Below are 24,757 nucleotides of genomic sequence, written 5' to 3' on the forward strand. Positions count from 1 at the left end.
GTGACGACACGAAAAAGCCGGACCCGGCCACCACGCCCTCGAGTGCGAGGGGAGCGAGCCGGACGGCTCCCGGAGGAGCCGTCCGGCCGGGGCGTGGTGGCCCGGTCCGGCCGTGTGGGGTGATCCCCGGGAGATCAGGGGAGCAGACCGCCGAGCACCGTGTCGATCGTCGAGGTCGAGGTCGAGGTGCGCGAGTCGTTGCGGATGTCGGTGTCACCGTTGGTGATGTCACCGGCGGCCGCGTTGTTGCCGCTCAGGACCTTGTTGTCGTTGAGGATGTCGCAGGTGTTGGAGGCCGACAGGTCCTGGTCGCCACCGACGGTGTCGCCCAGGGTGCGGTCCGCACCGTTGCTGCTCTTGGCGGCGATGCCGTTCGAGCACCCCTTGCCGGCGTCGCCGTGCTCGTGCGCCATGGCGACACCCGCGGTGGAGGCGAGCCCCGCGCCCAGGATGACGGTGGCGACGGCGGCCTTGCGGAACATCTGCATCTTCGATTCCCCCGAATCGTGGAGCTTGCTCGGTCCGGCGGCGATTCGAGCCGCGCGCCGGTCAGTCACAGTCCGCTCAACGCGGGGAGACGAACCGAGGTCACGGCTCCGTCACGACGTTCGCCCGTTCGTGGAGAAACGCTCCGCTGACCTGCGGCGATACCGCAGGGATCGAGCTCCTACGGCGGGCGACCGACGTGGTGGCGATGACAGTGCGTCACCCTTCCGGGATCTTCAGGTGAACCTCTGCGGCGCCGGGAACCTCCGGCGTCCCGGGCGGCGCAGCCGAGCGCGAGAGTGACACCAGGCAGCCCGGGGGCGTCCGGAACCTGCCCCGTGTGCCCCTCGCGGCGGTGGAACGCAGAACGGCCGGCCCGGAGCGGTGAGCTCCGGACCGGCCGTGGGTCGTGCGGGGTGTGGCGTCAGCTGGCCTGGATCGGCGTGCTGGTCGTGCCTGCGGGCACCGACGACGGCGACACGGCCGAGGCCGGCTGCGCCGAGGTCACGGGCTGCGCCTGCTGCACCGGCTCGGCCTGCTGGACCTGCGGGGCGCTCGTGCCGCCGAGGAGGCCGCCGAGGCTCTGGCCCACCGACACCGAGAGGCGGTTGCCGTTGAGGTTGTTCTTCACGTTGTCGTTCAGGATGTTGCAGACGTTCGACGTGATCGGGGCGTCGAGGACGTTGCCGATCCCGATGAGACCGTTGCCCTGCTTGTGACCGGTGCCGACACCGTTGCTGCAGCTGTTGTCGACCTCGGTCACCGACTTGTGCGACGTGTGGTGGCCGTGGTCGCCGGAGTCGTGGTGGCTGCCGGTGGGAGCGTCGCCGGCGAAGGCCGCGCCGGCGGTCGTCACGAGGCCGGCGCCGATGATGGCGGACGTCAGCACGGTCTTGCGGAACATGGACACGCTGTTCTCCTGCTCACGGAACTCGGGGAACGGGCCGCACGATCGCGGGCCGGAGCCGATCCGGCTCCGGCCCGCGGGGGCCCGTCTCACTCACTCACTCACTGCTCGTCGCTGCAGGCGGGCGATCGGGGGTCGCCCGCGGCGACGGGGTCCGCGGAGGACCTCAGAGGATGGCGAGGTTGAGCGTGTTGCCGTTCAGGTTGTCCTTCACGTTGTCGTTCAGGATGTTGCAGATGTTCGAGGTGATCGGGACGTCCGCGACGTTGCCGATCCCCAGGAGGCCGCCGTTGCCCTGCTTGTCGCCGGTGCCGACGCCGTTGCTGCAGCTGTTGTCGACCTTCGTCACCGACTTGTGCGACTCGTGCGACTTGTGGTGGTCGTCGTGGCTGCAGTCGCTCGCGAAGGCCGAGCCGGCCGTGGACGCGAGGCCCGCGCCGATGATGGCGGTGGTCAGGACGGTCTTGCGGAACGTGGACACGCTTGGTCTCTCCCCTGGTCGTCAGGCACGCGCGACCGGACGGGTCGCGCACCGTGCGTCATGACGCGCGCACGCATCACGACTCGGTGACTCCAACGCCTCGATCGAGTGAAGGTCACGGTCCGATGTCGATCCGGGTGACGACGACGTCCACGATCGGGTCCGGAGCAGGGGATCTGTGCGGGATGTTCACCCGCTCGGAGCAACAACGACGACGGGCCGGCACCCGCGGGAGAGGTCTCCCGGGGTGCCGGCCCGTGGTCGTGCGGGTCGTGCTGGTGGGTGCGGCCGATCCCGGCCGCCGACTGCCTGCCCGCAGCCGCGCTGCTCGGCTCAGCCGGCGGCGCCGCCGATCGTGCTGGTGAGGTCCTCGGTGACCGAGGACGACGAGGTGCGGGTCGTCGTGTCGCCGTTGGTCACGTTGCCGAGCAGCGAGACGTTGTTGTTCGAGAGGATCTCGTTGCCGGTCAGGATGTGGCAGAGGTTCGAGGCCGACAGGTCCTGGTCGCCACCGGTGGTGTCGCCCAGCGAGCGGCCGGAGCCGTTCTTCGACTCGGCGGCGACGCTGTTGCTGCAGCCGCTGTCGGAGGACTTGCTGTAGTGCTTGTCGTGGCTGCCGTGGTGCCCGCCGTCGCCCGGGTCGTCCCCGGCGAACGCCGCACCCGACATCGAGCCGAGGCCGGCACCGATGATCGCCGTCGTCAACACGGTCTTGCGGAACATCGACACGTTCATTCCCCCATGGAAGTCGAGGTGTCCACGGGCCCGCTGGTCGCGGGTCCGCGCCATCACGTTCCGACCAACGCAGGGGACGGCAGCGGGGCACGGCCTCCGGGGTTACTTCATTCGTTCGAGCGTTCCTCGCTCATCGGGCTCAAGTCTTACGCCGATCGCACTAACGAGCGATCTGACGGACCAGCCCGACGACCACCGAGCCCAGTTCGCTGCCGGCGTCCTCCTGCAGGAAGTGACCGGCCCCGTGCAGCACGGGGTGGTCGAGCCCCGCCGCGCCCGGGACGTGCTCGCGCAGCGCGGGCGCCATCGGGCCGGTGATCGGGTCGCCGTCGGAGAAGGCCACGAGGAACGGCCGGGTGAACCGCCCGAGCGCCGCCCAGGCCTCCCGGTTGGCCTCCGTCTCCGGGTCGTCCGGGCGGGTGGGCACCAGCAGCGGCATCGCCCGCGGTCCCGCCGTGTAGCCGTCGTCGGGAAACGGCGCGTCGTAGGCGGCCCGCTCGGCGGCCCCGAGCCCGCGCACGCAGCCGGACGCGACGAACCGCCCGACGTCCAGCCGCTCCGCGCGCTCGACCGCGTGCCGGAACCGCCACCACGGCTCGGGCATGTCCGTGTCGCCGGTGGGCAGGCCGGTGTTCGCCGCGACCACGGCCCGGAACCGCCCCGGTGACGCGGCCACCAGCCGCAGCCCGATCAGCCCGCCCCAGTCCTGCCCGACGAGCACGAGGTCGTCCAGACCCAGCGCGTCGAACACCGCCTCGCGCACCCACTCCACGTGGCGGGCGTAGGTGTGGTCGCCGACCTCCTCGGGCTTGTCCGAGCGACCGAAGCCGACCAGGTCGACCGCGACGGCGGGCACCCCGGCGCCGACCAACGTGTCGAGCACCGAGCGGTAGAGGTAGGACCAGGTCGGTTCGCCGTGCAGCAGCAGCACGGTGGGACCGGGGCCGGAGGGACCGACCCGGTAGGTGGCGACCCGGATCGGGTCACCCCCGCCGTCGGGATCGGTGACCTCCACCCACGTGGGCTCGTGGCCGAAGCCCGCGAGGCCGTCGAAACGTTCGTCCGGGGTCCGCAGCAACCGCACGGGAGCAGGGTGCCGCATCGACGCCCACCCGGCGAGTGCCCGCCCGTCACCGGGTGGTGGCGCCCCGAACGGCCTGGTCACGCTGCGGCCCCTAGGGTGGCCGCCGCACGTGATCACCCCGCAGGAGACACCGGAGGCCGACCGTGGCCCAGGACATCGTCCCGATCACCCTCGCGCTGACGGGCGGGGACCTGGTCACCCTCTGGGCGCCGCGCTGGCGCGAGGACGGTGAGGAGTGGGAGGCGTTCCTCGGCGACGACGACCACGTCTTCGCCTTCACCGACGCCGCCGACCTCGCCGCCTGGATCCGCACCAGCGACGCCGACGGACTCGACCATGACCTCGTCGACCATCCCGCCTGGCCCGTGGTCGGCGGGCTCTCGGTCGACGAGCTGACGCCGGAGGACATCCAGCGCTACGACGTCGTCGGCGTCCCGGAGCTCGTCGCCGAGGAACCGGACACCTGGACGGTCGACGACCTCGCGGAGATCACCGCGATGACCCGCTCGCTCGCCGACGTCTGCGACCTCGAGGGGGTGCTCGCGGTCCTCGACTCCACGCCGGCCTTCGCCGCGCTGTCGGACGGGATCGCGGTCTTCGGCGGTCGGGACGGCGCGGCCCTGTGGGCCGAGCTGGCCGACGTGGTCGCCGAGCGGTGGGACGAGGTCGTCGACGCGCTGGACGCCCTCGTGCGCGTCCCGGAGGTCGACGTCGAGCTCGCCGCCAAGCTGCGGGCCACCGCGACCCCGCCGGCCGAGCCCGGGGACACCGAGGAGGCCGGTCCCGACGACGACCCGGTCGGCTCGGGCAGCGCCGAGGACGCCGAGAACCACCCGGCGGACCCCGAGGCCGTCGCGCAGGACCCGCAGGACTCCGCCGTCGACGGCCCGCTCGCCGACGCCCCGGACGGACTGCGCTCGGACACCGCCGGGGAGTCGGTGCGCAGCGACCTCGTCGACGAGGCCGAGGAGCCCGAGCCGGGGTTCTGGGAGGAGGTCGGCATCGACCCGATCTCGATCCTGTCCGCCGAGGGCGAGGTCATCACCCTGCGCTGCTTCCTCGACGACGAGCCCGTGTTCCTCGGGCGCGACGGCCGCATCGAGGTCTTCTCGAGCAGCCGGGCGCTGCGGACGTGGATCGCGGGCGAGGGCGCCGAGGGCCACGACCTCGCGGAGGTCTCCACCTGGGCCGACGTCATGACGGCGGCGGTCGGCGGGGACCTGGAGGTGGAGGTGGCCCCGGAGAACCGGTACGTCCTGGTCGGCCTGGCCGAGGACCTCCTCGAGGGCCCGGAGGCCGTCGACCCCTCCCAGCTCGAGCTCGCCGTCGAACTGCTCCTCGACGCCGCCGACTGGGCGGGCGACGCGGACACGCGGGAGGCGCTCGCGCCGTCCGAGGCGCTCGGCTGGCTGGTGTCGTTCGTGCTGCGGCCCGACCCGAACCGGCTCACCCCGTCGCCGCCGTTCAGCCGCGAGGCGGCCGCCTGGCGGGCGCTCGAGGACAGACTGCTGGGGCGGCTGCGTCACCCGTGACCCCAGTGGCGTACGGGGCGGCCCTCTCCTGCTGGTGGTAGGGGCGCGTCCGAAAGGGTCACACCGCCTGGCTAGCCTCCGTGGTCGATGACCGAAGTCGAGATCGACCGCGCGGCGTCGAGTGACCTGGCCGTGTCCCCGCGAGGAGTGGGCTCCACTGTGATCGACACCAACCAGACCATGTCCTTCGACCGGATGCGCAGCATGCTCGTCCGGGCCGCGGAGGTGCGGGACTCCGAGCAGCAGCAGATCTTCGACTCGCTCGACGAGATCCACGGTCGGCTCGCGGCCCTCGACGCCCTCGGCGCCATCCGCAAGCGGCTGGCCGAGGTGCCCGACCGCACCGAGATGAGCGTGCTCGCCGAGCGCCTCGACGAGACCGTCGCGAAGCTCGACGCGCAGGAGTCGGCGATCTCGTCGCTGGCCCGGCTCGTCGAGGGCGTCGTCGACCGCGTCGCCGACAAGCTCGCGACGCCGTTCGCCCAGATCGACGGCCGCCTCGACGGCGTCACCGGCCGCTTCGAGGGCGTCGCCGGCCGGATGGACGGCCTCGAGGACCGCATCGCCGGCCTGCACAAGCGGCTCGACGACCTCGACAACCGCCTCGACCGGCACGAGATGCGCCTCGACGGGATGCCCGCCGCGGTCACCGGTCCGGTGCGCGAGCGCCTCGAGGGTGTGGAGTCCTCGCTGCGCGGCCAGGTCGAGGAGACCTCTCGCGCGCTCGCCGAGACCTCGCGCAGCCTGTCCGAGGAGCTCGCCGCCGTGCGGGACGCGGCGCGCTCGGACGCCGAGACCTCGCGGCACGAGGCAGGCTCCACGGCCCGCGACCTCACCGGGAAGCTCGACGAGCTCGCCGGGCGGCTCGACGGCCTCAACGGCCGTGTCGAGGGCGTGGAGCACTCGCTGGTCGGCCGGGTGGAGACCGTCGAGCAGACCGTCGGCTCCCGGCTCGACGGCGTCGAGGGCCGGCTCACCGGCACCACCGAGAGCCTCGAGAAGACGCTGAGCGGGCTCGGCGCCCGCGTCGACGGCGTCGAGACCAACCTCCGCGACCGCGTGTCCTCGCTCGCCTCCTCCCTCGAGGCGTCGCTGGACAAGCTCGACGGGACCCTGGTCAACCGGCCCGACCACGAGGCCGTCGTCGCGCTGGTCAACCGCTCCAACGAGGAGTCCGAGCTGCGCCAGGCGGGCCAGCTCGACGAGGCGCTCTCCACCTTCGCCGAGATCATCCTCGGCTCCGGCGGCCAGCAGCAGGGGCCGGCCCCGCGCCCGGCCGCCCGCCGCGGGGCGCGCAAGCCGGCGCTCACCTCCGGCCGCGAGATCAGCCTCAACGGCGACCACGCCCCGGAGGACGACGAGGGCTGATCCCCTCCCGCGTTCCCGACGACGGCCCGTCCCCACCCCGGGGGCGGGCCGTCGTCGTCCGGCCCCGCAGGACCACCCGTTAGGGTCGGACACCGATGCTCCACCGCTGCGCGGCCCTGCTGGTCGTCGTCCTCCTCGGCCTGCTCGGCGCCGTGCCGGCCGCCCTGGCGTCCCCGAGGACGCCGGTGGTCGTCGCGGCACCCGCCCAGGCGGCGTGCCCGCAGGTGAACCAGCCGGGGCCGCCGGTGGACGCGTCCGAGGCGCCGCGTCCCGGCGGCACCGCGCCCGCGCCGCTGCCGGTGCCCGCCGAGCCGGTGGGCGGCGAGCAGATGGGCACGTGCGGCGTCGTCGTCCCGTCCGGCGCGCCCGCCCCGCCCGAGGTCGGGGTGCAGTCCTACGTCGTCGCCGACCTCGACACCGGCGCCGTCCTCGCGGCGAAGGTCCCGCACGCGCGGCTGCGGCCCGCCTCGCTGCTCAAGACCCTCACCGGCCTGCTCGTCGCCCGGCAGGTGCCGATGGACCAGGTGCTCACCGGCACGCAGGACGACGCGAACCAGGAGGGCACCCGGGTCGGCATCGGCCCCGGCGGGCAGTACACGGTGCGCCAGCTCTTCGACGCGATGCTCATGGCCTCGGGCAACGACGCCGCCCACGCCCTCGCCGTCCGGCTCACCGGGTCGGTGCCCGCGACCGTCGACCTCATGAACCGCACCGCGGCCGGGATCGGTGCCCTCGACACCCGCGCCGCCACCCCGTCCGGGCTCGACGGGCCGGGGCAGAGCTCGAGCGCGTACGACCTCGCCAGCATCTTCCGGCTCGGCATGCAGGAGCCGGCGTTCGCCCAGGCGGTCGGCACCCGGCAGATCCAGTTCCCGGGCTTCGGGCCGACCCCGCCGTTCGCCGTGGACAACGACAACAAGATCTTCCGCTACCCGGGCGCGCTCGGCGGCAAGACCGGCTTCACCGACGACGCCCGCCACACCTACATCGGCGCGCAGGACCGCGGTGGGCGACGCCTCGTCGTCGTGCTCATGCGGGGCGAGCAGCGGCCGGTCCCGATGGTCGAGCAGGGTCTCGCGCTGCTCGACTACGGCTACGCCCTGCCGCGCGACGCCGCCGTCGGACGGCTCACCGAGCGCGCCCCCGGGGCCGCCGGCTCCCCGGACGACGACGCCTCCCCCGCGTCCCAGGGGTCCCCCGACTCCCCCGCGACCGGCGACACGAGCTGGGGCACCTGGCTCGCGCTGGGCGGGGTCGTCGTGCTCGGCGTCGTCGTGATCGTGGCGCGGTACCGCCACCGGGCGTAGGCCCTGCGGCCGTCCGCCGCCCACCCATACCGAACGAACGGCACTCTCGCAGCATCTATGTGCGCGAGGGTGCCGTTCGCTCGGAACAGGGGTGACTACCGGCGGCGACGCATCCCGTTGATCCCCAGCACGGCCCCGAGCACGGCGCCCGCACCGAGCAGGCCCGCCGTCGCCCGGGCGCCGGGACCACGCGCGACGGTGACGGCCGGCCGGACGATCACCGGGGCGGGCTCGGGGACGTCCTCGCGCTCGTTCTCCTTGAGCGTCGCCGCCCAGGCGGTGACGAACAGGATGAAGCGCGAGACGAAGTTGACGAACACGAGCAGACCGATGATCGGCCCGAACGCCGCGCCGGCGGGCGAGCTGGTGACGCTCGTGATGTAGAAGGTCATGACCTGCTGGAGGATCACGAACCCGACCGAGGCGAGGATCGCCGCCCGGCCCGCCGAGCGCAGCGTCACGGGCTCGCGGGGCAGCCGGGCGATCACCCAGAGGAAGACCAGCCAGTTCGCCACCAGCGTGATCGCGATCCCGGCGACGAACAGCACGACCTTCACCCAGGTCTGGTCGGCGAGCCCCAGGAACTCCGCCACGGCGTTGGAGGCCCCGGTGGCGATGGCGGTGATGGCGAAGGAGACCGCGAAGGCCAGCCCCAGGCCGATCATGGCGACCAGGTCGCCGGCGTAGCGCTTGACGACCGTCGGCGGCTCGCCGCGCTGGTCCCACTGCTCCGAGAGCGCCTCGCGCAGGTTGCCCATCCAGCCGAGCCCCGAGAACAGGGCACCGAGCAGACCGATGATCCCGACCGCGTTGCGCTGCTCGATCGCCTGCTTGATCACGCTGTTGAGGAGGTCGCCCAGCCCGGGCGGCGCCGCCTGCGTGATGCCGAGCGAGAACCGGTCGAGCAGCGCCTGGTTGTTCGCCAGCACGAACGCCAGCGCGGCGAACGCGACCATCAGCAGCGGGACCAGCGCGAGGATCGAGAAGAACGTGATCGCGGCGGCGTAGTGGTCACCGTGCTTCTCGGTGTACCGCGTCGCGGCCCGCACGAGATGGTCGAGCCACGGGTGGCGCTCGCGGATCTCCTCGAACTTCGTCTTCGGGGCCGGCTCCGCCGTCCCGTACACCGTCGCCGACATCCGCCCTCGTCTCCCCGACGCACCTGACGGGGACTGACCTACCCAGCGAACCGGACGATCACGCCGTCGCGGCCCCGGCCGTACCGAGATAGGGGCTCGGGTCGAACTCCGCGTTGCGTTCCCGGAACGACCGGGCCGAGCCCGGCCAGAGCAGCGTCAGACGCCCGCTGGCCTCGTCGACGTACCAGCTGCGGCACCCGCCGCGCAGCCACACCGTGTCGCGGGCGGCGCGGTCGACGTCGCGGACGTACGCGTGCTCCGCCGCCGCCGACACCTCCAGCGGACCGCCCCGCGCCCCCAGGTGGGCCAGGGCGCCGAGCACGTAGTCGATCTGCGTCTCGATCATGTAGACGGCCGAGTTGTGGCCGAGGCTCGCGTTCGGGCCGTCGAGCACGAACATGTTCGGGAAGCCGTGCACGGCCGTCGAGGCGTAGGCGCTCATCCCGTCCGCCCAGTGGTCCTCCAACGAGCCGGTCCGGCCGTGCACCCGCCCGGCGTACGGCTGGCGGGTCGAGTGGAACCCGGTCGCGAGCACGAGCACGTCGAGGTCGTGCCGGCGCCCGGAGCCGGCGACGGCCGTCGAGCCGTCCACCGCGACCAGCGCCGAGTCCTCGACCGTCACGTGCGGCCGGTCGAGGGCCGGGTAGAGCTCGTCGGAGAGCACGATGCGCTTGCAGCCGATCTCGTAGCCCGGCGACAGGCGTCGTCGCAGGTCGGGGTCGGTGACCTGCGCGTGCAGGTGGTCGCGGGCCCGGGCGCGCAGCTCGTCGATCGCGGGCCGCAGCCGCCGGCGCGCGGCGATCCCGCGCTCGGCCTCGTCGAAGATGTCCTCTCGATGGCGGCGGGCGGCGACGGGGTCGCGGGTGAACCGGGCCCGCTCCTCGGCGGTGTAGGCGCGGTCGCCGCGCGGCACCACCCAGGTCGGGGTCCGCTGCAGGACGACGAGCTCGCGGGCCCGGTCCGCGAGCTGCGGGATCACCTGGGCCGCGGACGCGCCGGTGCCGACGACCCCGACGCGGTGGCCGTCGACCGGCGTCGCCGGATCCCAGCGGGCGGTGTGGACCACCGGGCCGTCGAAGGTGTCCAGGCCGGGGATGTCCGGCATCCGCGGTTCGGTCAGCCGCCCGGCCGCGAGGACGAGCACGCGGGCCCGGACCGTGCCGGCGTCGGTGCGCAGCTCCCAGCCGCGCCCGGTCCAGCGGGCCTCGCGCATCTCGGCGCCGAACCGCACGTGCTCGGCCACGCCCTCGTCGGCGGCGGCCGTGCGCAGGTACTGCTGGATCTCCGCGCCCGGCGCGTAGATCCGCGACCAGTCCGGCGCCGGACGGAACGAGAACGAGTAGAGGTGCGACGGCACGTCGCACGCCACGCCCGGGTACCGGTTGTCCCGCCACGTGCCCCCGACGTCGTCGGCGCGCTCGAGCAGCACGAAGTCGCGGTGCCCCTGCCGGCGGAGCCGGATCGCCAGCCCCAGGCCGGCGAACCCGGCGCCGACGATCGCCACCTCGACGTCGGTCGTGCCCGCGCGGCTCATGCCACCGTCACCCGCTCCGGCTCCACCTCGCCGTAGAGCGTCGTCCGCTGCCGCACGGGACGGCCCAGCGCGGCCGCGAGGTCGTGCACGTCGGCGACGGTGAGCACCCGGCCGGCCTCCGCGCCCGCACCCGGGTCGAGCGTCCCGTCCAGGAGCAGCCCGCCGAGGTCGTCCGCGCCGCCCCGCAGCACGGCGAGCACGGTGTCGCGGTCGAGCTTCGGCCAGGCGGCCTGGACGTGGTCGATCCGGCCGGTCAGGAGCAGGCGGGCGACGGCGTGCAGCGCCCGCGTCTCCCGCGCCGTCGCGCCCCGGGCGTCGACCCCGGGGGGCACGTCCACCAGCGGCATCGCGATCAGTTCGGTGAACCCGCCGGTCTCGTCCTGGATCGCCGCCAGCGTCCGCAGGTGCGCCACCTGCTGCGCCTGGGTCTCGACGTGCCCGTAGACGATCGTCGCGGTCGAGCGCAGGCCCACCCGGTGCGCGGTGCGGACGAGCTCGGTCCAGCGCGCCGCGGGGATGTCCGTGCCACCGGTCAGCACGGCCCGGACCCGGTCGTCGAGGATGCGCGCGGCCGTCCCCGGCACCGAGCCCAGGCCGGCCGCGCGGGCCGTCGTCAGGAACTCCGCCGGGGTCGACCCGCGGCGCACGGCGGCCGCCTCCACCTCGGCGGGCCGGAAGGCGTGGACGTGCAGCGGCGCCCGTCCGGTGATGCGCCCGACCAGCTCGACCGCCGCGTCCGGCCCGGCGTCGTCGGGCAGCGGCCCCTGCAGGCACACCTCGGTCGCGCCCAGCGACCACGCCTCGTCGACCAGCGCGTCGAGGTGCTCGGGCTTCACGACGAGCCCCGGGTCGAGGTTGCGGTTGACCACGACGGTGAGGTCGTCGCCGACCGTCCGGCGCCGGACGGTGTCGGCCAGCGCGCACAGCTCCTCGAGCTCGTCGCCGTCGGCCCCCAGCAGCGCGACGTACCCGTCGTCGGGAAGGCCCGCCGGGTCCTCCCGAGCAGCGTCGATCCAGGTCACCGGGGCGCCACCAGGCCGTCGCTGTCCGCCAGCTTCCCGACGACGGGCGCCACGGCCGGGTCGATCCAGCCCGCCTCGCGCTGGTAGCGCGGGTAGACCGTGAGCCGCGGCCGCAGCGTGAAGCCGGCGCGGGCGGTGACCTCGGCCAGCGCGTCGAGGCCCGGCCAGGGCCGCTCGGGGTTCACGTGGTCGGGCGTCACCGGGGACACGCCGCCCCAGTCGTCGATGCCGGCCCGCAGCAGCAGCGCCTGGTCGTCGGCCGCATCCTGCGCGTCGCCCAGCTCGCCCGCCAGGTTCGGCGGCGCCTGCACCGTGACGCCGAGCGGCATCAGCAGGCGCGCCACCGCCACCGCGGCCACGAACTCGTCGAACTCCGCGTCCGGCTCGCCGCGCATCGCGGTGTCCGGCTTCGCGCGGAAGTTCTGGACGATGACCTCCTGGACGTGCCCGTACTCCTCCGCGAGCCGGGCCAGCGCGAGCAGCGACTCGGCGCGGTCGCGCAGCGTCTCCCCGATCCCGACGAGGATGCCGGTGGTGAAGGGCACCCGCGCGCGGCCGGCGTCGGCGATCGCGGTGAGCCGCACCGCCGGGTCCTTGTCCGGCGACCCGAAGTGCGCCCCGCCGGGCTCGATCAGCAGCGTCGAGGTGGACTCCAGCATCATCCCCATCGACGGCGCCACGGGCCGCAGCGCGGCGAGCTCGTCGGGGGTCATGACGCCGGGGTTGAGGTGCGGCAGCAGACCGGTCTCGTCGAGGACGGCCTGGGCGGCGGCGCGGACGTAGTCGATCGTGGAGGCGTACCCGCGGGCCGCGAGCCAGTCGCCGGCCGCCCGCCAGCGGGCCTCGGGGCGGTCGCCGAGGGTGAACAGCACCTCCGTGCAGCCCTGGTCCGCGCCCGCGCGCGCGATGTCGAGGACCTCGTCGAGCTCGAGGTACGCCGCGGGCAGCCGGCCCGGCACGGTGGCGAACGTGCAGTAGTGGCAGCGGTCGCGGCAGAGCCGGGTGAGCGGCACGAAGACCTTGGGGCTGTAGGTCACCGTGCCCGCGCGGCCCTCGTGGGCCAGGTGCTCGTCCCGACGACGGGTCGCGCGCGCCAGGAGCGCCTCGAGCTCGTCGCCGCGGGCGGCGAGGAGCCGGAGGACCTCGTCTTCCTGCATCTGATCACCCACCACCCGAACGTACGCCCGCCCGGGTCGCGACCGCATCGACGGCGGCCGGGAGGCGCACGGTGACCGTCGTCCCCTCCCCGGGCGTGCTGGTCACCCCGACCGTGCCCGACATGGCCTCGACGAGCCCGCGGACGAGCGCGAGCCCCAGGCCGGACCCGCCCGCGTCGGCGCCGAGCTGGTCGAAGGGCACGAAGAGGCGGTCCATCAGCGCCGGGGCGATCCCCGGCCCGCCGTCGCGCACGGCGAGCACGACGTCCTCGTCGTCCTCGTGCGCGGTGACCTCCACCCAGCCGTACCGGTGGTTGTGGCGGATGCCGTTGGTGACCAGGTTGATCAGCACCTGCCGTAACCGGCGCTCGTCGCAGAGCACCGCACCGCAGGCCTCGTCGGGAACGGAGACCGTGATCCCCCGCTCCGCCGCGAGCGGGGCCAGCAGCTCGGTCACCTCGGCGACGAGCACCCCCGGGTCGACGGGCGCGGGCGAGAGCGGCAGGGCCCGCGCCTCGAGGCGGGCGAGGTCGAGCACGTCGCCGACGAGGTCGAGCACGTGGCGGGCGGCGGAGTCGATGTGCCCGAGGGCGGCGCCGCGGCGCTCCGGGGGCAGGTCGAGGGTGCCGAGCAGCTCGGAGAAGCCGATGATCGCCTGCAGCGGGGTGCGCAGCTCGTGGGAGAGCATGGAGAGCAGTTCGGACTTCGCCCGGCTCGCGTCCTCGGCGACGCGGGCGGCCAGCTCGGCCTCGCGCCGGGCGATCCGGTCGCGCTGCGCGGCGCGGCGGGCGGTCACGTCGACCACGTTGAGACTGAGGTGGCGCCGGGCCCCGGCGCCGACGACGGACGCGGAGAGGGCCGCGACGATCGTGCTGCCGTCGGCCCGGACGAGCGTGACCTCCAGCGGGCCGGGCGCCGCGGCGCCGAACACCGGCCCGCCGCGGCCGGCCAGCGAGCGCAGCAGCAGGCGGGCACCGGCCCGGTCCTCGCGGCGCACCACCGCGGAGAGGTCGGCGACGAGCAGGTCGGCGGCGCCGCGGCCGAGCATCCGCGCGAGCGCGGGGTTGACCTTGAGGAACCGGCCGTCGAGGTCGGTGAGCGCCATCCCCACCGCGTTGTCCTCGAACGCCCGGCGGAACCGTTCCTCGCTCTGCGCGAGCGCGCCGTAGAGCCGGTCGTGCTCCAGGGCGAGCGCGGCGAGGTCGGTGAAGCGGGCGACCAGGCGCCGCTCGCGCTCGTCGGGCCGGTGCCCGGCCTCGTGGTACACCGCGAACGTCCCGAGCACCGCGTCCTGCTGCGCGTCCGCCCGGCCGAGCCGGATCGGGCTGGACCAGCAGGACCGGAGCCCGTGCGGCAGCGCGAGGTCCCGGTAGCGCGTCCACCGGCGGTCGACGGCGACGTCCTCGGCGATCACCGCCTCCCCGGTGTAGGCGGCCGTGCCGCAGGACCCGGCGTCGTGCCCGATCGCCATGCCGTCGATCGCCGCCGAGTACTCGGCGGGCAGCGACGGCGCCGCGCCGTGGTGCAGCGTGCCCGCGACCGCGTCGAGCACGAGGACCGAGCAGCGGCTCCCCGGGATCAGCTCCTCCAGCGACCGCGTCACGGCCTCGAGCACCTCGCCGCGCGCCGCCCCGCCCGCGAGCAGCTCGAGCACCCGGTGCTGGTGGCCGAGCAGGACGCGGGTGTCGTCGACCGGCGTCACGGGTCGAGCTGGTAGCCGACGCCGCGCACGGTGCGGATGCGCGGGCGGACTTCCGGGTCGGGCCGCAGCTTCTGGCGCAGCCGGTGGACGTGCTCGGTGACGGTGGCCTCGCCCTGCCAGCCCTCGCTGCGCCACACCTGGCAGAGCAGCTGGGCGCGGGAGAAGACCTGGCGCGGGTGCGCGACGAGGAAGGCGAGCAGGTCGAACTCGCGGGCGGTCAGCTCCACGGTCTCGCCGTCGAGGCGCACCTCGCGGGCCGCGACGTCGAGCGCGAGGTCGCCGGCCACGACGGGGGCGGTCGGCCGCGAGCGGCGCAGCACCGACCGGACCCGCGCGGCGAGCTCGCCCGGCGAGAACGGCTTGACCAGGTAGTCGTCGGCGCCGAGGTCGAGGCCGACGATGCGGTCGGTCTCGCCGCTGCGCCCGGACAGGACGATCACCGGCAGCGCCTCGGTCGCGGGCGCCGCGCGGACCCGGCGCAGCACGTCGAGACCGCCCACGCCGGGCATCGTCAGGTCGAGCACCACGAGGTCGGGCGGCGTGCCGTCGATGGCGGCCAGCGCCGCCGCGCCGTCCCCGGCCTGGTCGACGGCGAACCCGTCGGACTCCAACTGCCACGACGCGACCGTCCGCACGGCCTCGTCGTCGTCGACGACGAGGACCCGCGGGGCGACGTTCGGGTCCACGGCGACCCCCTCCGCTGGCTGATCGTCGATCGTGCCGGGCCGCACGGGCGGCCGACAAGTACCGGGTCGGGGGCGCCGGGCGCCGTTGTGCCGACGTTGAGAAAGCGTTGTCAATCTTGTGAGGCGGGTCACCCATGGTGGTTCGCTGCAGGAGCAGCGCCGCGGCTGGGACCGCCGGGCGGTCGCCGCGGCCCCCGCACCCGAGAGCGTTCGACCCGAACCGATTCGTCCCCAGGAGGACCCGCGACATGAAGCTCGCCCTCTACCTGCCGAACTTCCGCACCGAGGTGTCGATCAAGGAGCTCGAGGACCTGACGGCCCTCGCCGAGGAGCTCGAGTTCGACTCCGTCTGGACCCTCGACCGCATCGTCGTGCCCGCGGCCTCGGACCGCCAGGAGCTGGAGTACTCCTTCGGCATGATGGACGGCCTGCCCAACGCGCTGCCGGTGGAGTCGAAGGGGCGCTGGTTCCAGGGCTACCCGCTGCTGCCGTGGCTGGCCGCGAAGACGTCGAAGGTCCGCATCGGCCAGAGCATCATCGACACGCCGTTCCGCTCGCCCGGCGTCCTCGCCGCCGAGCTCGCCACCATCGACCACCTCTCCGGCGGTCGCCTCAACGTCGGCGTCGGCGCCGGCTGGATGCCCGAGGAGTTCGCCGCGGCGAGCGCCTCGCACATCTTCCCGAAGCGCCACAAGCACGTCCGCGAGACGATCGAGGTCCTGCAGGGCGTGTGGGGCAACGACCACTTCGAGTTCCACGGCGAGTTCGCCGACTTCGAGCCCTGCGGCTTCGGCCACAAGCCGCTCCAGTCGCCGCGGCCGCCGATCTTCATGTCCGGCCTCAAGGACCCGCTGCGGGCCGCCAAGCGGATCTCGAAGTACGACCTCGACGGGTTCATCGGCATCCAGGACTCGCCGACCAGCCTCGGGAAGTGGCTCACCGCCATCGACCAGCAGTTCGAGGAGATCGGGAGCGAGAAGCGCTCGAAGGACCTCGAGATCTGCTCGATGATCTGGACGGTCATCACCGACGTCGAGACCGACCAGACCGACGTCGGCGTCCCCACGAACCTGCTCGTCGGGACCGAGGCCCAGCTCACCGACCGGCTCAAGGCCTACAAGGAGGCCGGCCTGACGATGCCGCTGATCTGGCCGCCGTTCACCGACGTGCCCACGTCGAAGACGCTGGACGACCTCAAGCGGATCAAGAACGACATCATGCCGAAGGTCGAGGCCTCCTGATCTGACGTCCGCTGTGGCACCGTCCGCGGGCGATGGACGCTCGCGGACGGGGCCTGGTGGCGCTCTGCGTCACCGAGATCACGAGCTGGGGCACCCTCTACTACGCCTTCCCGGTGCTGCTGGGTCCGATCACGGCCGAGACCGGTTGGTCGTCGACGGCAGCGGTGGGGGCGTTCTCGCTCGGGGCGATCGTCTCGGCGCTGGCCGGGGTGGTCGTCGGGCGGTTGCTGGACCGCGTGGGTCCCCGGCCGGTCATGACGACGGGGTCGGTCCTCGGCGTGCTCGGCCTCCTGGCCGTGGCCCGGGCACCCGCCCTGCCGTGGTTCTACCTCGCGTGGGCGGTGGCCGGCCTCGGGCAGGCCGCGACCTTCTACCCGCCCGCCTTCGCCGCGATCACCGGGTGGTTCGGCGCCGACCGGTTGCGTCCGTTGACCACCCTCACGCTCGTGGCGGGGTTCGCCTCGACCGTGTTTGCCCCGGTTACGGCGGCGCTCGCCGGGATCCTGACGTGGCGTGACAGCTACCTGGTCCTCGCGCTGGTCCTGGCCGTCGTGACGATCCCGCTGCACGCGGTGTTCCTGCGGGTGCCGTGGACACCGCCGGTCGTGCGGCCCGGTGCTCCCGACGACGCGGCCCGGGCGGTGCTCCGCTCCCCGCGCTTCCTCGGGCTCGCCGCGGCGCTCGCCCTGGCCGGCTTCGGGCTCTACTCCGCGACGATCAACCTCGTCGGCCTGCTGGAGGCGCGCGGGGCCTCGCTCGGGCTCGCGTCCGTGGGCCTCGGGCTGATCGGGGCGGGGCAGGTCGGCGGCCGGCTGCTCTACGCGCCGCTCGCCCGCCGGACGACACCGGCCGTCCGGGTCGCGACCGTGCTCACCGTCGGCGGCGCGCTCGTGGTGGTCGTGGGCCTGCTCCCGGGCCCGGTGGGGCTCGTCATCGCCGTGGCCGTCCTGGCCGGTGCGTGCCGCGGGATGCACACGCTGCTGCAGGCCTCGGTGGTGGCCGACCGCTGGGGCACGACCTCCTTCGGCCGGGTCAACGGCGTCTTCACGGCGCCGAGCACCGTGGCCATCGCCCTCGCCCCGGCCGGCGGTGTCCTCGTCGCCGACCTGGTGGGCGGGTTCCCGACGGCGTACCTGGTGCTGGGCGGCGTCGCCCTGGTGGCCGGAGCGGTGGCACTGAAGCTGTAGGTCGTGACGGGCGTCTTCGCGTTGCCGCGGACGAGGGACGTGTCCGACCCTTGCCTTCGTGCTCGTCCAGCAGATCCTCTCGGATCGCTTCCCCGAGGCGCTGGGCGCCGTCCTCGGCGGCAGTGCCGCGCACGGCGAGAGCACCGCGAGCTCCGATCTCGACATGGTGGTCCTGCTGTCCGGCCCGCCCGCTCCCATGCGTGTCACCGAGCGCCTCCGCGGCCGTCCGGTCGAATTCTTCGTCCACACCGAGGAGTCGCTCGTGGACTTCCTCGGCCGTGAACGGAGGCTTCGTCGTTCGCCGCTGCTCCACATGCTCGCGACCGGCACGATCGTCAGTGATCCCTTCGGACGGATCGCGCCTCTGCAGGAGCTCGCCCGTCGCCGGTGGGAAGCCGGGCCGGACGTCGTCGACGCCGCAGAACTCGAGGACCGCCGTTATCGGCTCACCGCGCTGCTCGACGACCTCGCCGACACCCCCGACCCCGGTGAACGCGCGGCGATCACCGCATCCGTGTTCACCGACCTGGCCGACCTGATGCTCGTGAGCCGGACGTGCTGGACCGGCTCCGGTCGCTGGCTCCTCCGTCGGCTCCACCAGGTCGATCCCGACCTCGCCCAGAGGCTGGTCGCCGGCTTCGAGCGCGCCGTCGGCGGTGATCCCGGCCTCCTGCTCGCCCTCGGGAACGCCGAGCTCGCACGTCTCGGTGGCCGTCTCGACGAAGGTTACGAACGTCGGGCCTGAGCGGGACCTCGACGGCCCGGAGGCTGTCGGGGGTCGCTGCTAGCTTGCAAACATGAGTTCGAACGAGGCGGTGGACCCGGTCGGTGTGGAGCTGACCGGTCTGCTCACGCGCCTCGGGGAACTCGCCGAGCTCCCGACCGACCCGGTCGGGGACGGCGCCGCCTGCATCGACCGGATCGCGGTCCTCGAACGCGCTCGCGCAGCGCTGGCGGCGGCGCAGCACACCGCGATGGTCGCGTTCGGTCGCGCGCAGGTCGAACAGCAGCTCGACCAGATCGCGACCGGTCGGCTGGACCCGGAGAAACTCGGCCGCGGGATCGGCGACCAGATCGCCCTCGCCGCGCACGTCTCCCCCCACGTGGCCGACCGGCGTCTGAACGTCGCGCGGGCCTTGGCCACCGACCTGCCCTGCACCCGCGCCCTGCTGGTCGCGGGACGGATCAGTGAGTACCTCGCCGAGCAGATCGTGTCCCTGACCAGCCACCTCGACCCCGAGCTCCGCCGGCTGGTCGACGAGCAGGCCGCGGAGGCCGGGCTCGAGGAGCTGGGCCGCAAGGCCGCGGTCGCGGCCGTGAAGAAGATCGCCTACGAGGCCGACCCGGTCGGCTTCCTCCGACGCGGACGTACCGCCCGCGAGGACCGCCGCGTCACGCTGCGCCCCGCGCCGGACACCATGAGCGTGCTGTCCGGCCTGCTCCCCGTCGAGCAGGGCGTCGCCTGCATCGCCGCGCTGCGTCGGCACGCCGACACCCTGGTCGCCACCGGCGAGTCCGGCGGGCGGTCCCGTGACCAGATCGTCGCCGACACCCTGGTCGAACGACTCACCGGGCAGGCCCGCGCGCAGGACGTCGACGTCGAGGTCGGGATCGTGCTCCCGCTCGACGCCCTCACCGACCTCGAGAGCCCGAAGACCGCCGAACTGGTGGGGCACGGGCCGCTGCCGGGCGGGATCGTCGTCGAGCTGTTGCGGCGCACCGGCGGGAGACGGTGGTGGCGGAGACTGTTCGCCCACCCCACCCACGGCGGCCTGGTCGGCGGAGACCCGACGCGGCGGTTGTTCGACGGGTTCCTCGCGAAGCTGATCACCTGGCGCGATCACGGCTGGTGCCGCGAGGCGTTCTGCGACGCCCCCATCCGCCACCTCGACCACATCCGCGGGAGCAAGGCCGGCGGCCCGACCAGCTTCCGGAACGGCCGCGGGAACTGCGTGCGCCACAACGAGGACAAGGAACTCCCCGGCTGGCGCCACGACGTCGTCCACGACGGAACCGGCGACCGACCGCACACCGTGCGGACCACCACCCCGACCGGCCACACCTACACCAGCCGAGCCGGACCGTGAGCGGACGTGACGTCACCCGGCGGATCCGACGCGTCGCACACCGCAGCCGCGTGCCGGCACAGCGCCCACACCCGGTCCCGGGTCATCGGCAGGCGGCGGGGCCGGACCCCGACGGCGTCGCGGATCGCGTTGGCGATCGCCGGGGCCACGGGGTTGTAGGGCGACTCGCTCATCGACTTCGCACCGAACGGCCCGAGGGTGTCGACCGTGTCGGCGAAGAGCACCTCGGTGCGCGGGACGTCGGCGAACTGGGGCAGGTGGTAGTCGCGCAGCACCCGGGTGGTGACGCGGCCGGCGTCGTCGAGCCGGATCTCCTCGTACAGCGCCGTCCCGATCCCCTGGGCGACCCCGCCCTCCACCTGGCCGCGGCACTGCTGCGGGTTGACCACCACACCGGCGTCCGCCGCGTGCACCGAGCGCAGGACGCGGATCTCCCCGGTCGCGGTGTCGACGGCGACCCGCACCGCGTGCACGTTGAACGCGACCGACCGGGGGGACCCGCCGTGCGCGCCCTCGCCTCGCGCGCCGGCGAGGTCGGCCAGGTCGATCCGGCGGCCGTCGACGGCGGTGACGCCGTCCGGGCCGAGCGTGCAGTCGGCGGGCGCGACGCCGAGCCGCGCCGCCGTCTTCCCTCGCAGCTCGGTGGCGAGGGCCTCCGCGGCGCGGGCCACCGCGGTGCCGGCCACGACCGTGCCGGTGGACCCGAACGCGCCGGTGTCGACGTCGACGGCGTCGGTGTCGCCCCCGTGCAGCTCCACCTGGTCGGGCCGGGCGCCGAGCGCGGTGGCGGCGATCTGGGTGTGCACGGTGGCGGTGCCGTTGCCGAACTCGGCGGTGCCCACCCGCACCCGGTAGCGCCCGGCCTCGAGGGCCACGACGGCCTGCGCCCGGTGCCCGCGCGGCGGGATCGTCGCGATCATGGTGGACGCCATGCCCTCCCCCACCCGCCACGTCGGCCCGGTGGGTGCCGGGTCGCCGTCGCGGGCCAGGGCCGCCTGCGCGAGGTCCAGGCACTCGGGCAGGCCGTAGGAGCCGAAGGCCAGGTCGTCGGGGTGCTCGGTCGGGTCCGCGGACGCGACGAACGGGTCACCGGGCCGCACGACGACCCGTCGACGCAGCTCGAAGGGGTCGAGCCCCAGCTCGCGGGCCAGGTCGTCGAGCGCCGACTCGATCGCGAACTGCACCTGCCCGAGGCCGTAGCCGCGGAACGCGCCCGACGGCGGCGTGGTGGTGTACACCGCCTCGGCGTCGACCCGCTTGTTCGCGCACCGGTAGAGGGCCATCGACTCGTGGCAGCCGTGGAACATCACGCCGGGCGAGTGGTTGCCGTACGCCCCGGCGTCGGAGAGCAGGTCGATCCCGAGGGCGGTGAGCGTGCCGTCCGGCCGCGCGGCGACCGTGGCGGTGACCCGCATCGGGTGCCGGGTCGGCGTCGCGGTCAACGACTCGGTGCGGGTGAGCTCCCACTGCACCGGCCGCCCGGTGTACAGGGCCGCGAGCGCGGTGAGGTCCTCGGTGAGCATCTCCTGCTTCGAGCCGAACCCGCCGCCGACCCGGCCGGTGGTCACGCGGACCGACGCCGGCGCCCGGCCGAGCACCCGCGCCAGCTCGTCGCGCACGAGGAACGGCACCTGGGTGGACGTCCGGACGACGAGCCGACCGGTGTCGTCGACCCACGCGCGGCTGCCGTGGGTCTCCAACGACGCCGGCGAGACCCGCCCCGTGCGCCACGTGCCCGTGACGACGGCGCCGCCCGCGGCCCGCGCCTCGGCGATCCCGGCGGCGATGCTGCCGACGCCCTGGTGGAGCGCGGCGACGACGTTGCGGGCCGGGTCGGCGATCCGGCTCCCGGTCTTCTCCCCGTGGATCGGGGGCGCGTCCCGCGCGGTCTCCACGTCGAGGACCGGCGGCAGCGGCTCGTACTCCACGACGACGGCCCGCGCCCCGGCCTCCGCCGCGGCGAGGTCGGCGCCGACCACGGCGGCGACCCGCTGGCCGTGGAACCGCACCACGTCGTCGAGGACGCGCGTGTCGTCGGGGTCGTCGAGGCGGCTCTCGTGCCGGGCGGTGGAGAACAGCACGTCGGGGCTGTCGGAGTGGGTGAGCACGGCGAGGACCCCCGGCAGGGCTTCGGCCGCCTCGGTGTCGATCCGCGTGATGCGGGCGTGCGCGTGCGGGCTGCGCACGACGACGAGGTGCGCGGTGCCGGGCGGGGCCTCCCCGTCGAACGTGAACGGCTCGCTCCCCCGCACGATCCGCTCCGTGGCGGGCGCCGGCGACGACGCCCCGACGGGACCGGCCGCCGTGGTCGTGTGCCGGTCGAGCGCGTCGGCGATCGCGCGGTAGCCGGTGCAGCGGCAGAGGTTGCCCTGCAGGGCACGCGCCCGCTCCTGCGGGTCGGCCACCTGCGCGGGCGCGGCCGCCGCCGTCGTCACCAGCCCCGCCGTGCAGAACCCGCACTGGAAGCCGGCCGCCGCGGCGAACCGGGGACGCGGATCGTCGGGCCCCTCCGGCAGGCCCGCCGCGGTGGTGACGATCGCGCCGCTCGCGCGCACCGCGGGGTAGAGGCAGGAGTGGACGGCCGCGCCGTCGACGAGCACCGTGCACGCCCCGCAGTCCCCCGCGTCGCAGCCGCGCTTCACGGCCTGGTGGCCGTGCTCGCGCAGATACGTCCGCAGGCACTGCCCGGGGCGGGGAGCGGCGTCGAGCGGCACCCCGTCGACGGTCGTCATCCCGTGTCCCCCAGCTCCCGCCGGACCTCCTCGGCGAGCAGCAACGACATCGCCCGCCGCCACGCGGGCGAGCCGTGCGGATCGTCGTACCAGCCACCCCCGACGGTCTCCCCCAGCGCCGCGACGTCCGCCGCGAGCACCTCCGCCGCCGGGACCTCGGCGTACCGCAGGACGGCGGGCCGCGGCAGGGACGCGGTGACGGCGAGGACGAACCCGCCGTCGGGGTCCCGTCGCCCCGCGAGCAGGGCCGCCGAGCGCCCGAGCGGCGACAGCGACGCCTTGCGCAGGGCCGTGCGGGCGCGCAGGGCGGCAGCGGGCAGGTGGATCGCACGCAGCACCTCCCCGGGCGCGAGGGCACTGCGCTGCGGGCCCGCGACGAGGTCGACGACGGCGGCCGCGCGCGACCCGCCGTGCGGACCCCAGAGCGTGGCCGTCCCGTCGAGCACCGCCGCGAGCGTGACCATCGGCGCGGCCGGCAGCGCGAGGCAGACGTTGCCGCCGACGGTGGCGACCCGCTGGATCTTCCGTGACCCGACGAGCGCCTCGCAGCAGCCCGCGAAGAGCGCGACCGCCGGCCAGTCCGCGTACGACGACGGGTCGACGTCGGCCAGCTGCGCGAGGGTCGTCGTCGCCGCGACCGTGAGCCCGTCGACGCCCGCGACCAGCGGTTCCCAGCCCAGCCCGACGAGGTCGACGACCCCGGCGAGGTGGGGCTGCGGCACGGAGAACAGCCAGGTGCCGCCGCCGAGCAGCGTGCGGTCGGGGCCGAGGGTCGGCTGGAGCGTGCGCAGGGCGTCGTCGTCGGTGGGTCGTGCGAAGGTCCCGACCGTGAGCAGATCCACTAGTAGTGCACCCGGTCGCCCTTGGCGAGCCAGGCGTCGAACGGCGCCTGCGCGTCGAGCTCCAGGCTCGACCCCATCGCCTCCACCCGGGTGGGCCAGGTGCCGGGGTCGGCCGCGAAGAGCTCGTAGAACTCCCGGTCGTCGAAGCCGCCCCGGGCCGCGTCGTGCCGGTCCGCGGCGTACACCACCCGGTCCAGCCGGGCCCACAGCGAGGCCGAGACGCACAGCGGGCACGGCTCGCAGCTCGTGTACAGCGTCGCCCCGGTCAGCGAGAAGTCACGGCGGGCGCGGCACGCCGCGCGGATCGCGGTCACCTCGGCGTGGGCGGTCGGGTCCAGGTCGCGGGTGACCCGGTTCCGGCCGCGGGCGAGGACCGTGCCGTCGGCCACGATCAGCGCGCCGAAGGGGCCGCCGCCGTCGGCCACGTTGCGTTCGGCGATCGCGACCGCCTCGCGCAGGAACCGCCCGTCGTCGCTCATCGCGCCGCCTCCCGGACCCGGGCCGCCTCGCGCCCGGCCGTCGTGTTCGGGGTCCCCGTCCGGCTGCCCGCGAGCTTGCGGGCGAGGTGCTCCCGCACCGTGGTCGCCGGGTAGGGCACCGCACCGGGCAGGGGCAGGGTCCGGACCACCGCGTCCGGGTCGCCGTCGTGGAAGAACGCCGCCGACCGGCGCCGCAGGACCCGGCCGTCGCGGACCGGCGGCCGGACCCGGTGCAGGGTCGAGCGCCACCGGTCGCCGGTCAGGTGGGCGGTGAGGTCCCCGAGGTTGACCAGCAGGGCGTTCGGGGCGGGCAGCACGTCCTGCCACGTGCCCTCGTGGAGCACCTGCAGTCCCGGCACGCGGTCCGCCCACAGCACGGTCACCAGGCCGTAGTCGGTGTGCTCGCCCATCCCGGAGAGGTCGGCGCCCTCGGGCAGGTCCTGCTCCTCGAGCGCGTAGTGGTTCAGGCGCAGCACCTGCACGGGGTCGTCCGCGAGCCGGTGCAGCACGTCCCGGTCGCCGAGGGCGTCGCCGAGCGCGCTGGCCAGCGCCCGCACCACCCGGCGGGCCTCGCGGGTCCAGGTCTCGACCGCCTCGCGGAACCCCGGCAGGTCCGGCCACACGTTGCCGTCGCCGCCGGAGTCCGGTCCGTCGGCGGCGGTGCCGACGTTGAACGCCTCGAAGTAGTCGTTCATGTTCCCGGTCTGCTCGACGCCGAGGCTGCGGCTCAGCGACTCGCTGCGCGGCGGGCTGTAGCCGCGGTTGGTGCCGTCGGTGACGATCAGCGCCTGCTTGCGTTCCGGCGGCAGGGCGAAGAACGCGTCCACCGCGTCCGAGAGCGCCGCCACCGACCGGGGCCGCACGCCGTGCCCGACGAGCTGCACGAAGCCGACCTCGCAGCAGGCGCGGTCCAGCGCGATGGCGGTGCGGGGCCGGACGGCGGGGTCGCCGTCGAGGTAGGGCGACAGGTCGACGATGGGGACGTCGAACATCGGGCCTCCCGTGGTCGCTGCGTCGGGCGGGGCCGGCCACGGTGCCGTGACCGGTCA

The 24,757-nt window shown here is 74.5% G+C and carries 22 protein-coding genes; 7 read left to right on the plus strand and 15 right to left on the minus strand.

Features of this window, described 5'->3' with window-relative positions; genetic code table 11:
• Window positions 1–134: 134 nt before the first annotated feature.
• The 5 genes from ACQPYX_RS26550 to ACQPYX_RS26570 all read right to left on the minus strand — a co-directional run bounded on the left by ACQPYX_RS26550 (window position 135) and on the right by ACQPYX_RS26570 (window position 3,693).
• Window positions 135–488, minus strand: coding sequence for a hypothetical protein (locus tag ACQPYX_RS26550; protein WP_433800313.1), 354 nt, complete (start codon window positions 486–488; stop codon window positions 135–137).
• Window positions 489–910: 422 nt separating this feature from the next.
• Window positions 911–1,390 (minus strand): hypothetical protein, encoded by a 480-nt coding sequence (locus tag ACQPYX_RS26555; protein ID WP_433803809.1) that lies wholly within the window; start codon window positions 1,388–1,390, stop codon window positions 911–913.
• 169 nt (window positions 1,391–1,559) lie between these two features.
• On the minus strand, window positions 1,560–1,874 hold the full coding sequence (locus ACQPYX_RS26560; RefSeq protein WP_433800315.1) for a hypothetical protein: 315 nt from the start codon (window positions 1,872–1,874) through the stop codon (window positions 1,560–1,562).
• Between the two features lie 333 nt (window positions 1,875–2,207).
• Window positions 2,208–2,609, minus strand: coding sequence for a hypothetical protein (locus tag ACQPYX_RS26565; protein ID WP_433800317.1), 402 nt, complete (start codon window positions 2,607–2,609; stop codon window positions 2,208–2,210).
• A 160-nt stretch (window positions 2,610–2,769) separates the two neighbouring features.
• Window positions 2,770–3,693 carry a haloalkane dehalogenase gene (locus ACQPYX_RS26570; RefSeq protein ID WP_433800319.1) on the minus strand — a complete coding sequence of 308 codons (924 nt, stop codon included), beginning with the start codon at window positions 3,691–3,693 and terminating at the stop codon, window positions 2,770–2,772.
• A gap of 143 nt (window positions 3,694–3,836) precedes the next feature.
• On the opposite strand from ACQPYX_RS26570, the gene ACQPYX_RS26575 reads away from it, so the two are divergent.
• The 3 genes from ACQPYX_RS26575 to ACQPYX_RS26585 all read left to right on the plus strand — a co-directional run bounded on the left by ACQPYX_RS26575 (window position 3,837) and on the right by ACQPYX_RS26585 (window position 7,900).
• Window positions 3,837–5,225: a primosomal protein gene (locus ACQPYX_RS26575; RefSeq protein ID WP_433800321.1), complete on the plus strand. Its 1,389-nt coding sequence runs from the start codon at window positions 3,837–3,839 to the stop codon at window positions 5,223–5,225.
• Between the two features lie 87 nt (window positions 5,226–5,312).
• Entirely contained in the window at window positions 5,313–6,593 is a 1,281-nt protein-coding gene (locus ACQPYX_RS26580) for a PA containing protein (RefSeq protein WP_433800322.1), read from the plus strand.
• 95 nt (window positions 6,594–6,688) lie between these two features.
• Window positions 6,689–7,900: a D-alanyl-D-alanine carboxypeptidase family protein gene (locus ACQPYX_RS26585; protein WP_433800324.1), complete on the plus strand. Its 1,212-nt coding sequence runs from the start codon at window positions 6,689–6,691 to the stop codon at window positions 7,898–7,900.
• A gap of 95 nt (window positions 7,901–7,995) precedes the next feature.
• Here ACQPYX_RS26585 and yhjD read toward each other — a convergent pair whose 3' ends face one another.
• From yhjD to ACQPYX_RS26615, 6 genes are read right to left on the minus strand one after another with little or no spacing between them, the layout of a single operon-like run.
• A complete protein-coding gene (gene yhjD, locus ACQPYX_RS26590) occupies window positions 7,996–9,039 on the minus strand; it encodes an inner membrane protein YhjD (protein WP_433800325.1) in 1,044 nt (347 codons plus the stop codon).
• Window positions 9,040–9,097: 58 nt separating this feature from the next.
• Window positions 9,098–10,573, minus strand: coding sequence for a flavin-containing monooxygenase (locus ACQPYX_RS26595; protein ID WP_433800326.1), 1,476 nt, complete (start codon window positions 10,571–10,573; stop codon window positions 9,098–9,100).
• Entirely contained in the window at window positions 10,570–11,595 is a 1,026-nt protein-coding gene (locus tag ACQPYX_RS26600) for an FO synthase (RefSeq protein WP_433800327.1), read from the minus strand. The genes ACQPYX_RS26595 and ACQPYX_RS26600 overlap by 4 nt, the downstream gene beginning before the upstream one ends.
• Window positions 11,592–12,752, minus strand: coding sequence for a 7,8-didemethyl-8-hydroxy-5-deazariboflavin synthase CofG (gene cofG / locus ACQPYX_RS26605; RefSeq protein ID WP_433800328.1), 1,161 nt, complete (start codon window positions 12,750–12,752; stop codon window positions 11,592–11,594). Before cofG ends, ACQPYX_RS26600 begins: the two co-directional genes overlap by 4 nt.
• Before the next feature lie 4 nt (window positions 12,753–12,756).
• Window positions 12,757–14,454, minus strand: a complete 1,698-nt coding sequence (locus ACQPYX_RS26610; protein ID WP_433800329.1) for an ATP-binding protein — start codon at window positions 14,452–14,454, stop codon at window positions 12,757–12,759.
• Window positions 14,451–15,140: a response regulator gene (locus tag ACQPYX_RS26615; RefSeq protein WP_433800330.1), complete on the minus strand. Its 690-nt coding sequence runs from the start codon at window positions 15,138–15,140 to the stop codon at window positions 14,451–14,453. Before ACQPYX_RS26615 ends, ACQPYX_RS26610 begins: the two co-directional genes overlap by 4 nt.
• 248 nt (window positions 15,141–15,388) lie before the next feature.
• On the opposite strand from ACQPYX_RS26615, the gene ACQPYX_RS26620 reads away from it, so the two are divergent.
• From ACQPYX_RS26620 to ACQPYX_RS26635, 4 genes are read left to right on the plus strand one after another with little or no spacing between them, the layout of a single operon-like run.
• Window positions 15,389–16,381: an LLM class flavin-dependent oxidoreductase gene (locus ACQPYX_RS26620; protein WP_433800331.1), complete on the plus strand. Its 993-nt coding sequence runs from the start codon at window positions 15,389–15,391 to the stop codon at window positions 16,379–16,381.
• A gap of 32 nt (window positions 16,382–16,413) precedes the next feature.
• Window positions 16,414–17,568: an MFS transporter gene (locus tag ACQPYX_RS26625; RefSeq protein WP_433800332.1), complete on the plus strand. Its 1,155-nt coding sequence runs from the start codon at window positions 16,414–16,416 to the stop codon at window positions 17,566–17,568.
• A gap of 58 nt (window positions 17,569–17,626) precedes the next feature.
• Window positions 17,627–18,313 carry a nucleotidyltransferase domain-containing protein gene (locus ACQPYX_RS26630; protein WP_433800333.1) on the plus strand — a complete coding sequence of 229 codons (687 nt, stop codon included), beginning with the start codon at window positions 17,627–17,629 and terminating at the stop codon, window positions 18,311–18,313.
• Window positions 18,314–18,365: 52 nt separating this feature from the next.
• On the plus strand, window positions 18,366–19,655 hold the full coding sequence (locus ACQPYX_RS26635; protein WP_433800334.1) for a DUF222 domain-containing protein: 1,290 nt from the start codon (window positions 18,366–18,368) through the stop codon (window positions 19,653–19,655).
• Here the strand turns inward: ACQPYX_RS26635 and ACQPYX_RS26640 are convergent.
• From ACQPYX_RS26640 to ACQPYX_RS26655, 4 genes are read right to left on the minus strand one after another with little or no spacing between them, the layout of a single operon-like run.
• Window positions 19,631–22,387: a molybdopterin-dependent oxidoreductase gene (locus ACQPYX_RS26640; RefSeq protein WP_433800335.1), complete on the minus strand. Its 2,757-nt coding sequence runs from the start codon at window positions 22,385–22,387 to the stop codon at window positions 19,631–19,633. The genes ACQPYX_RS26635 and ACQPYX_RS26640 overlap by 25 nt on opposite strands.
• Complete coding sequence (locus tag ACQPYX_RS26645) at window positions 22,384–23,229, minus strand: FAD binding domain-containing protein (protein WP_433800336.1); 846 nt, start codon at window positions 23,227–23,229, stop codon at window positions 22,384–22,386. The genes ACQPYX_RS26640 and ACQPYX_RS26645 overlap by 4 nt, the downstream gene beginning before the upstream one ends.
• Complete coding sequence (locus ACQPYX_RS26650; RefSeq protein ID WP_433800337.1) at window positions 23,229–23,708, minus strand: nucleoside deaminase; 480 nt, start codon at window positions 23,706–23,708, stop codon at window positions 23,229–23,231. Before ACQPYX_RS26650 ends, ACQPYX_RS26645 begins: the two co-directional genes overlap by 1 nt.
• Complete coding sequence (locus tag ACQPYX_RS26655; protein ID WP_433800338.1) at window positions 23,705–24,700, minus strand: isopenicillin N synthase family dioxygenase; 996 nt, start codon at window positions 24,698–24,700, stop codon at window positions 23,705–23,707. Before ACQPYX_RS26655 ends, ACQPYX_RS26650 begins: the two co-directional genes overlap by 4 nt.
• Window positions 24,701–24,757 lie beyond the last annotated feature (57 nt).

The sequence above is a fragment of the Actinomycetospora sp. CA-084318 genome (genome assembly GCF_050955885.1).
Taxonomy (GTDB): Bacteria; Actinomycetota; Actinomycetes; order Mycobacteriales; family Pseudonocardiaceae; genus Actinomycetospora.

Excerpts from the sequence above, each read along its gene's own strand:
- cofG (WP_433800328.1), bottom strand. The coding sequence starts at position 12,752 with ATGCAGGAAGACGAGGTCCTCCGGCTCCTCGCCGCCCGCGGCGACGAG.
- ACQPYX_RS26620 (WP_433800331.1), top strand. The coding sequence starts at position 15,389 with ATGAAGCTCGCCCTCTACCTGCCGAACTTCCGCACCGAGGTGTCGATC.
- ACQPYX_RS26565 (WP_433800317.1), bottom strand. The coding sequence starts at position 2,609 with ATGAACGTGTCGATGTTCCGCAAGACCGTGTTGACGACGGCGATCATC.
- ACQPYX_RS26595 (WP_433800326.1), bottom strand. The coding sequence starts at position 10,573 with ATGAGCCGCGCGGGCACGACCGACGTCGAGGTGGCGATCGTCGGCGCC.
- ACQPYX_RS26585 (WP_433800324.1), top strand. The coding sequence starts at position 6,689 with ATGCTCCACCGCTGCGCGGCCCTGCTGGTCGTCGTCCTCCTCGGCCTG.
- ACQPYX_RS26655 (WP_433800338.1), bottom strand. The coding sequence starts at position 24,700 with ATGTTCGACGTCCCCATCGTCGACCTGTCGCCCTACCTCGACGGCGAC.
- ACQPYX_RS26650 (WP_433800337.1), bottom strand. The coding sequence starts at position 23,708 with ATGAGCGACGACGGGCGGTTCCTGCGCGAGGCGGTCGCGATCGCCGAA.
- ACQPYX_RS26640 (WP_433800335.1), bottom strand. The coding sequence starts at position 22,387 with ATGACGACCGTCGACGGGGTGCCGCTCGACGCCGCTCCCCGCCCCGGG.
- yhjD (WP_433800325.1), bottom strand. The coding sequence starts at position 9,039 with ATGTCGGCGACGGTGTACGGGACGGCGGAGCCGGCCCCGAAGACGAAG.
- ACQPYX_RS26580 (WP_433800322.1), top strand. The coding sequence starts at position 5,313 with ATGACCGAAGTCGAGATCGACCGCGCGGCGTCGAGTGACCTGGCCGTG.
- ACQPYX_RS26635 (WP_433800334.1), top strand. The coding sequence starts at position 18,366 with ATGAGTTCGAACGAGGCGGTGGACCCGGTCGGTGTGGAGCTGACCGGT.
- ACQPYX_RS26550 (WP_433800313.1), bottom strand. The coding sequence starts at position 488 with ATGCAGATGTTCCGCAAGGCCGCCGTCGCCACCGTCATCCTGGGCGCG.
- ACQPYX_RS26625 (WP_433800332.1), top strand. The coding sequence starts at position 16,414 with ATGGACGCTCGCGGACGGGGCCTGGTGGCGCTCTGCGTCACCGAGATC.
- ACQPYX_RS26555 (WP_433803809.1), bottom strand. The coding sequence starts at position 1,390 with ATGTTCCGCAAGACCGTGCTGACGTCCGCCATCATCGGCGCCGGCCTC.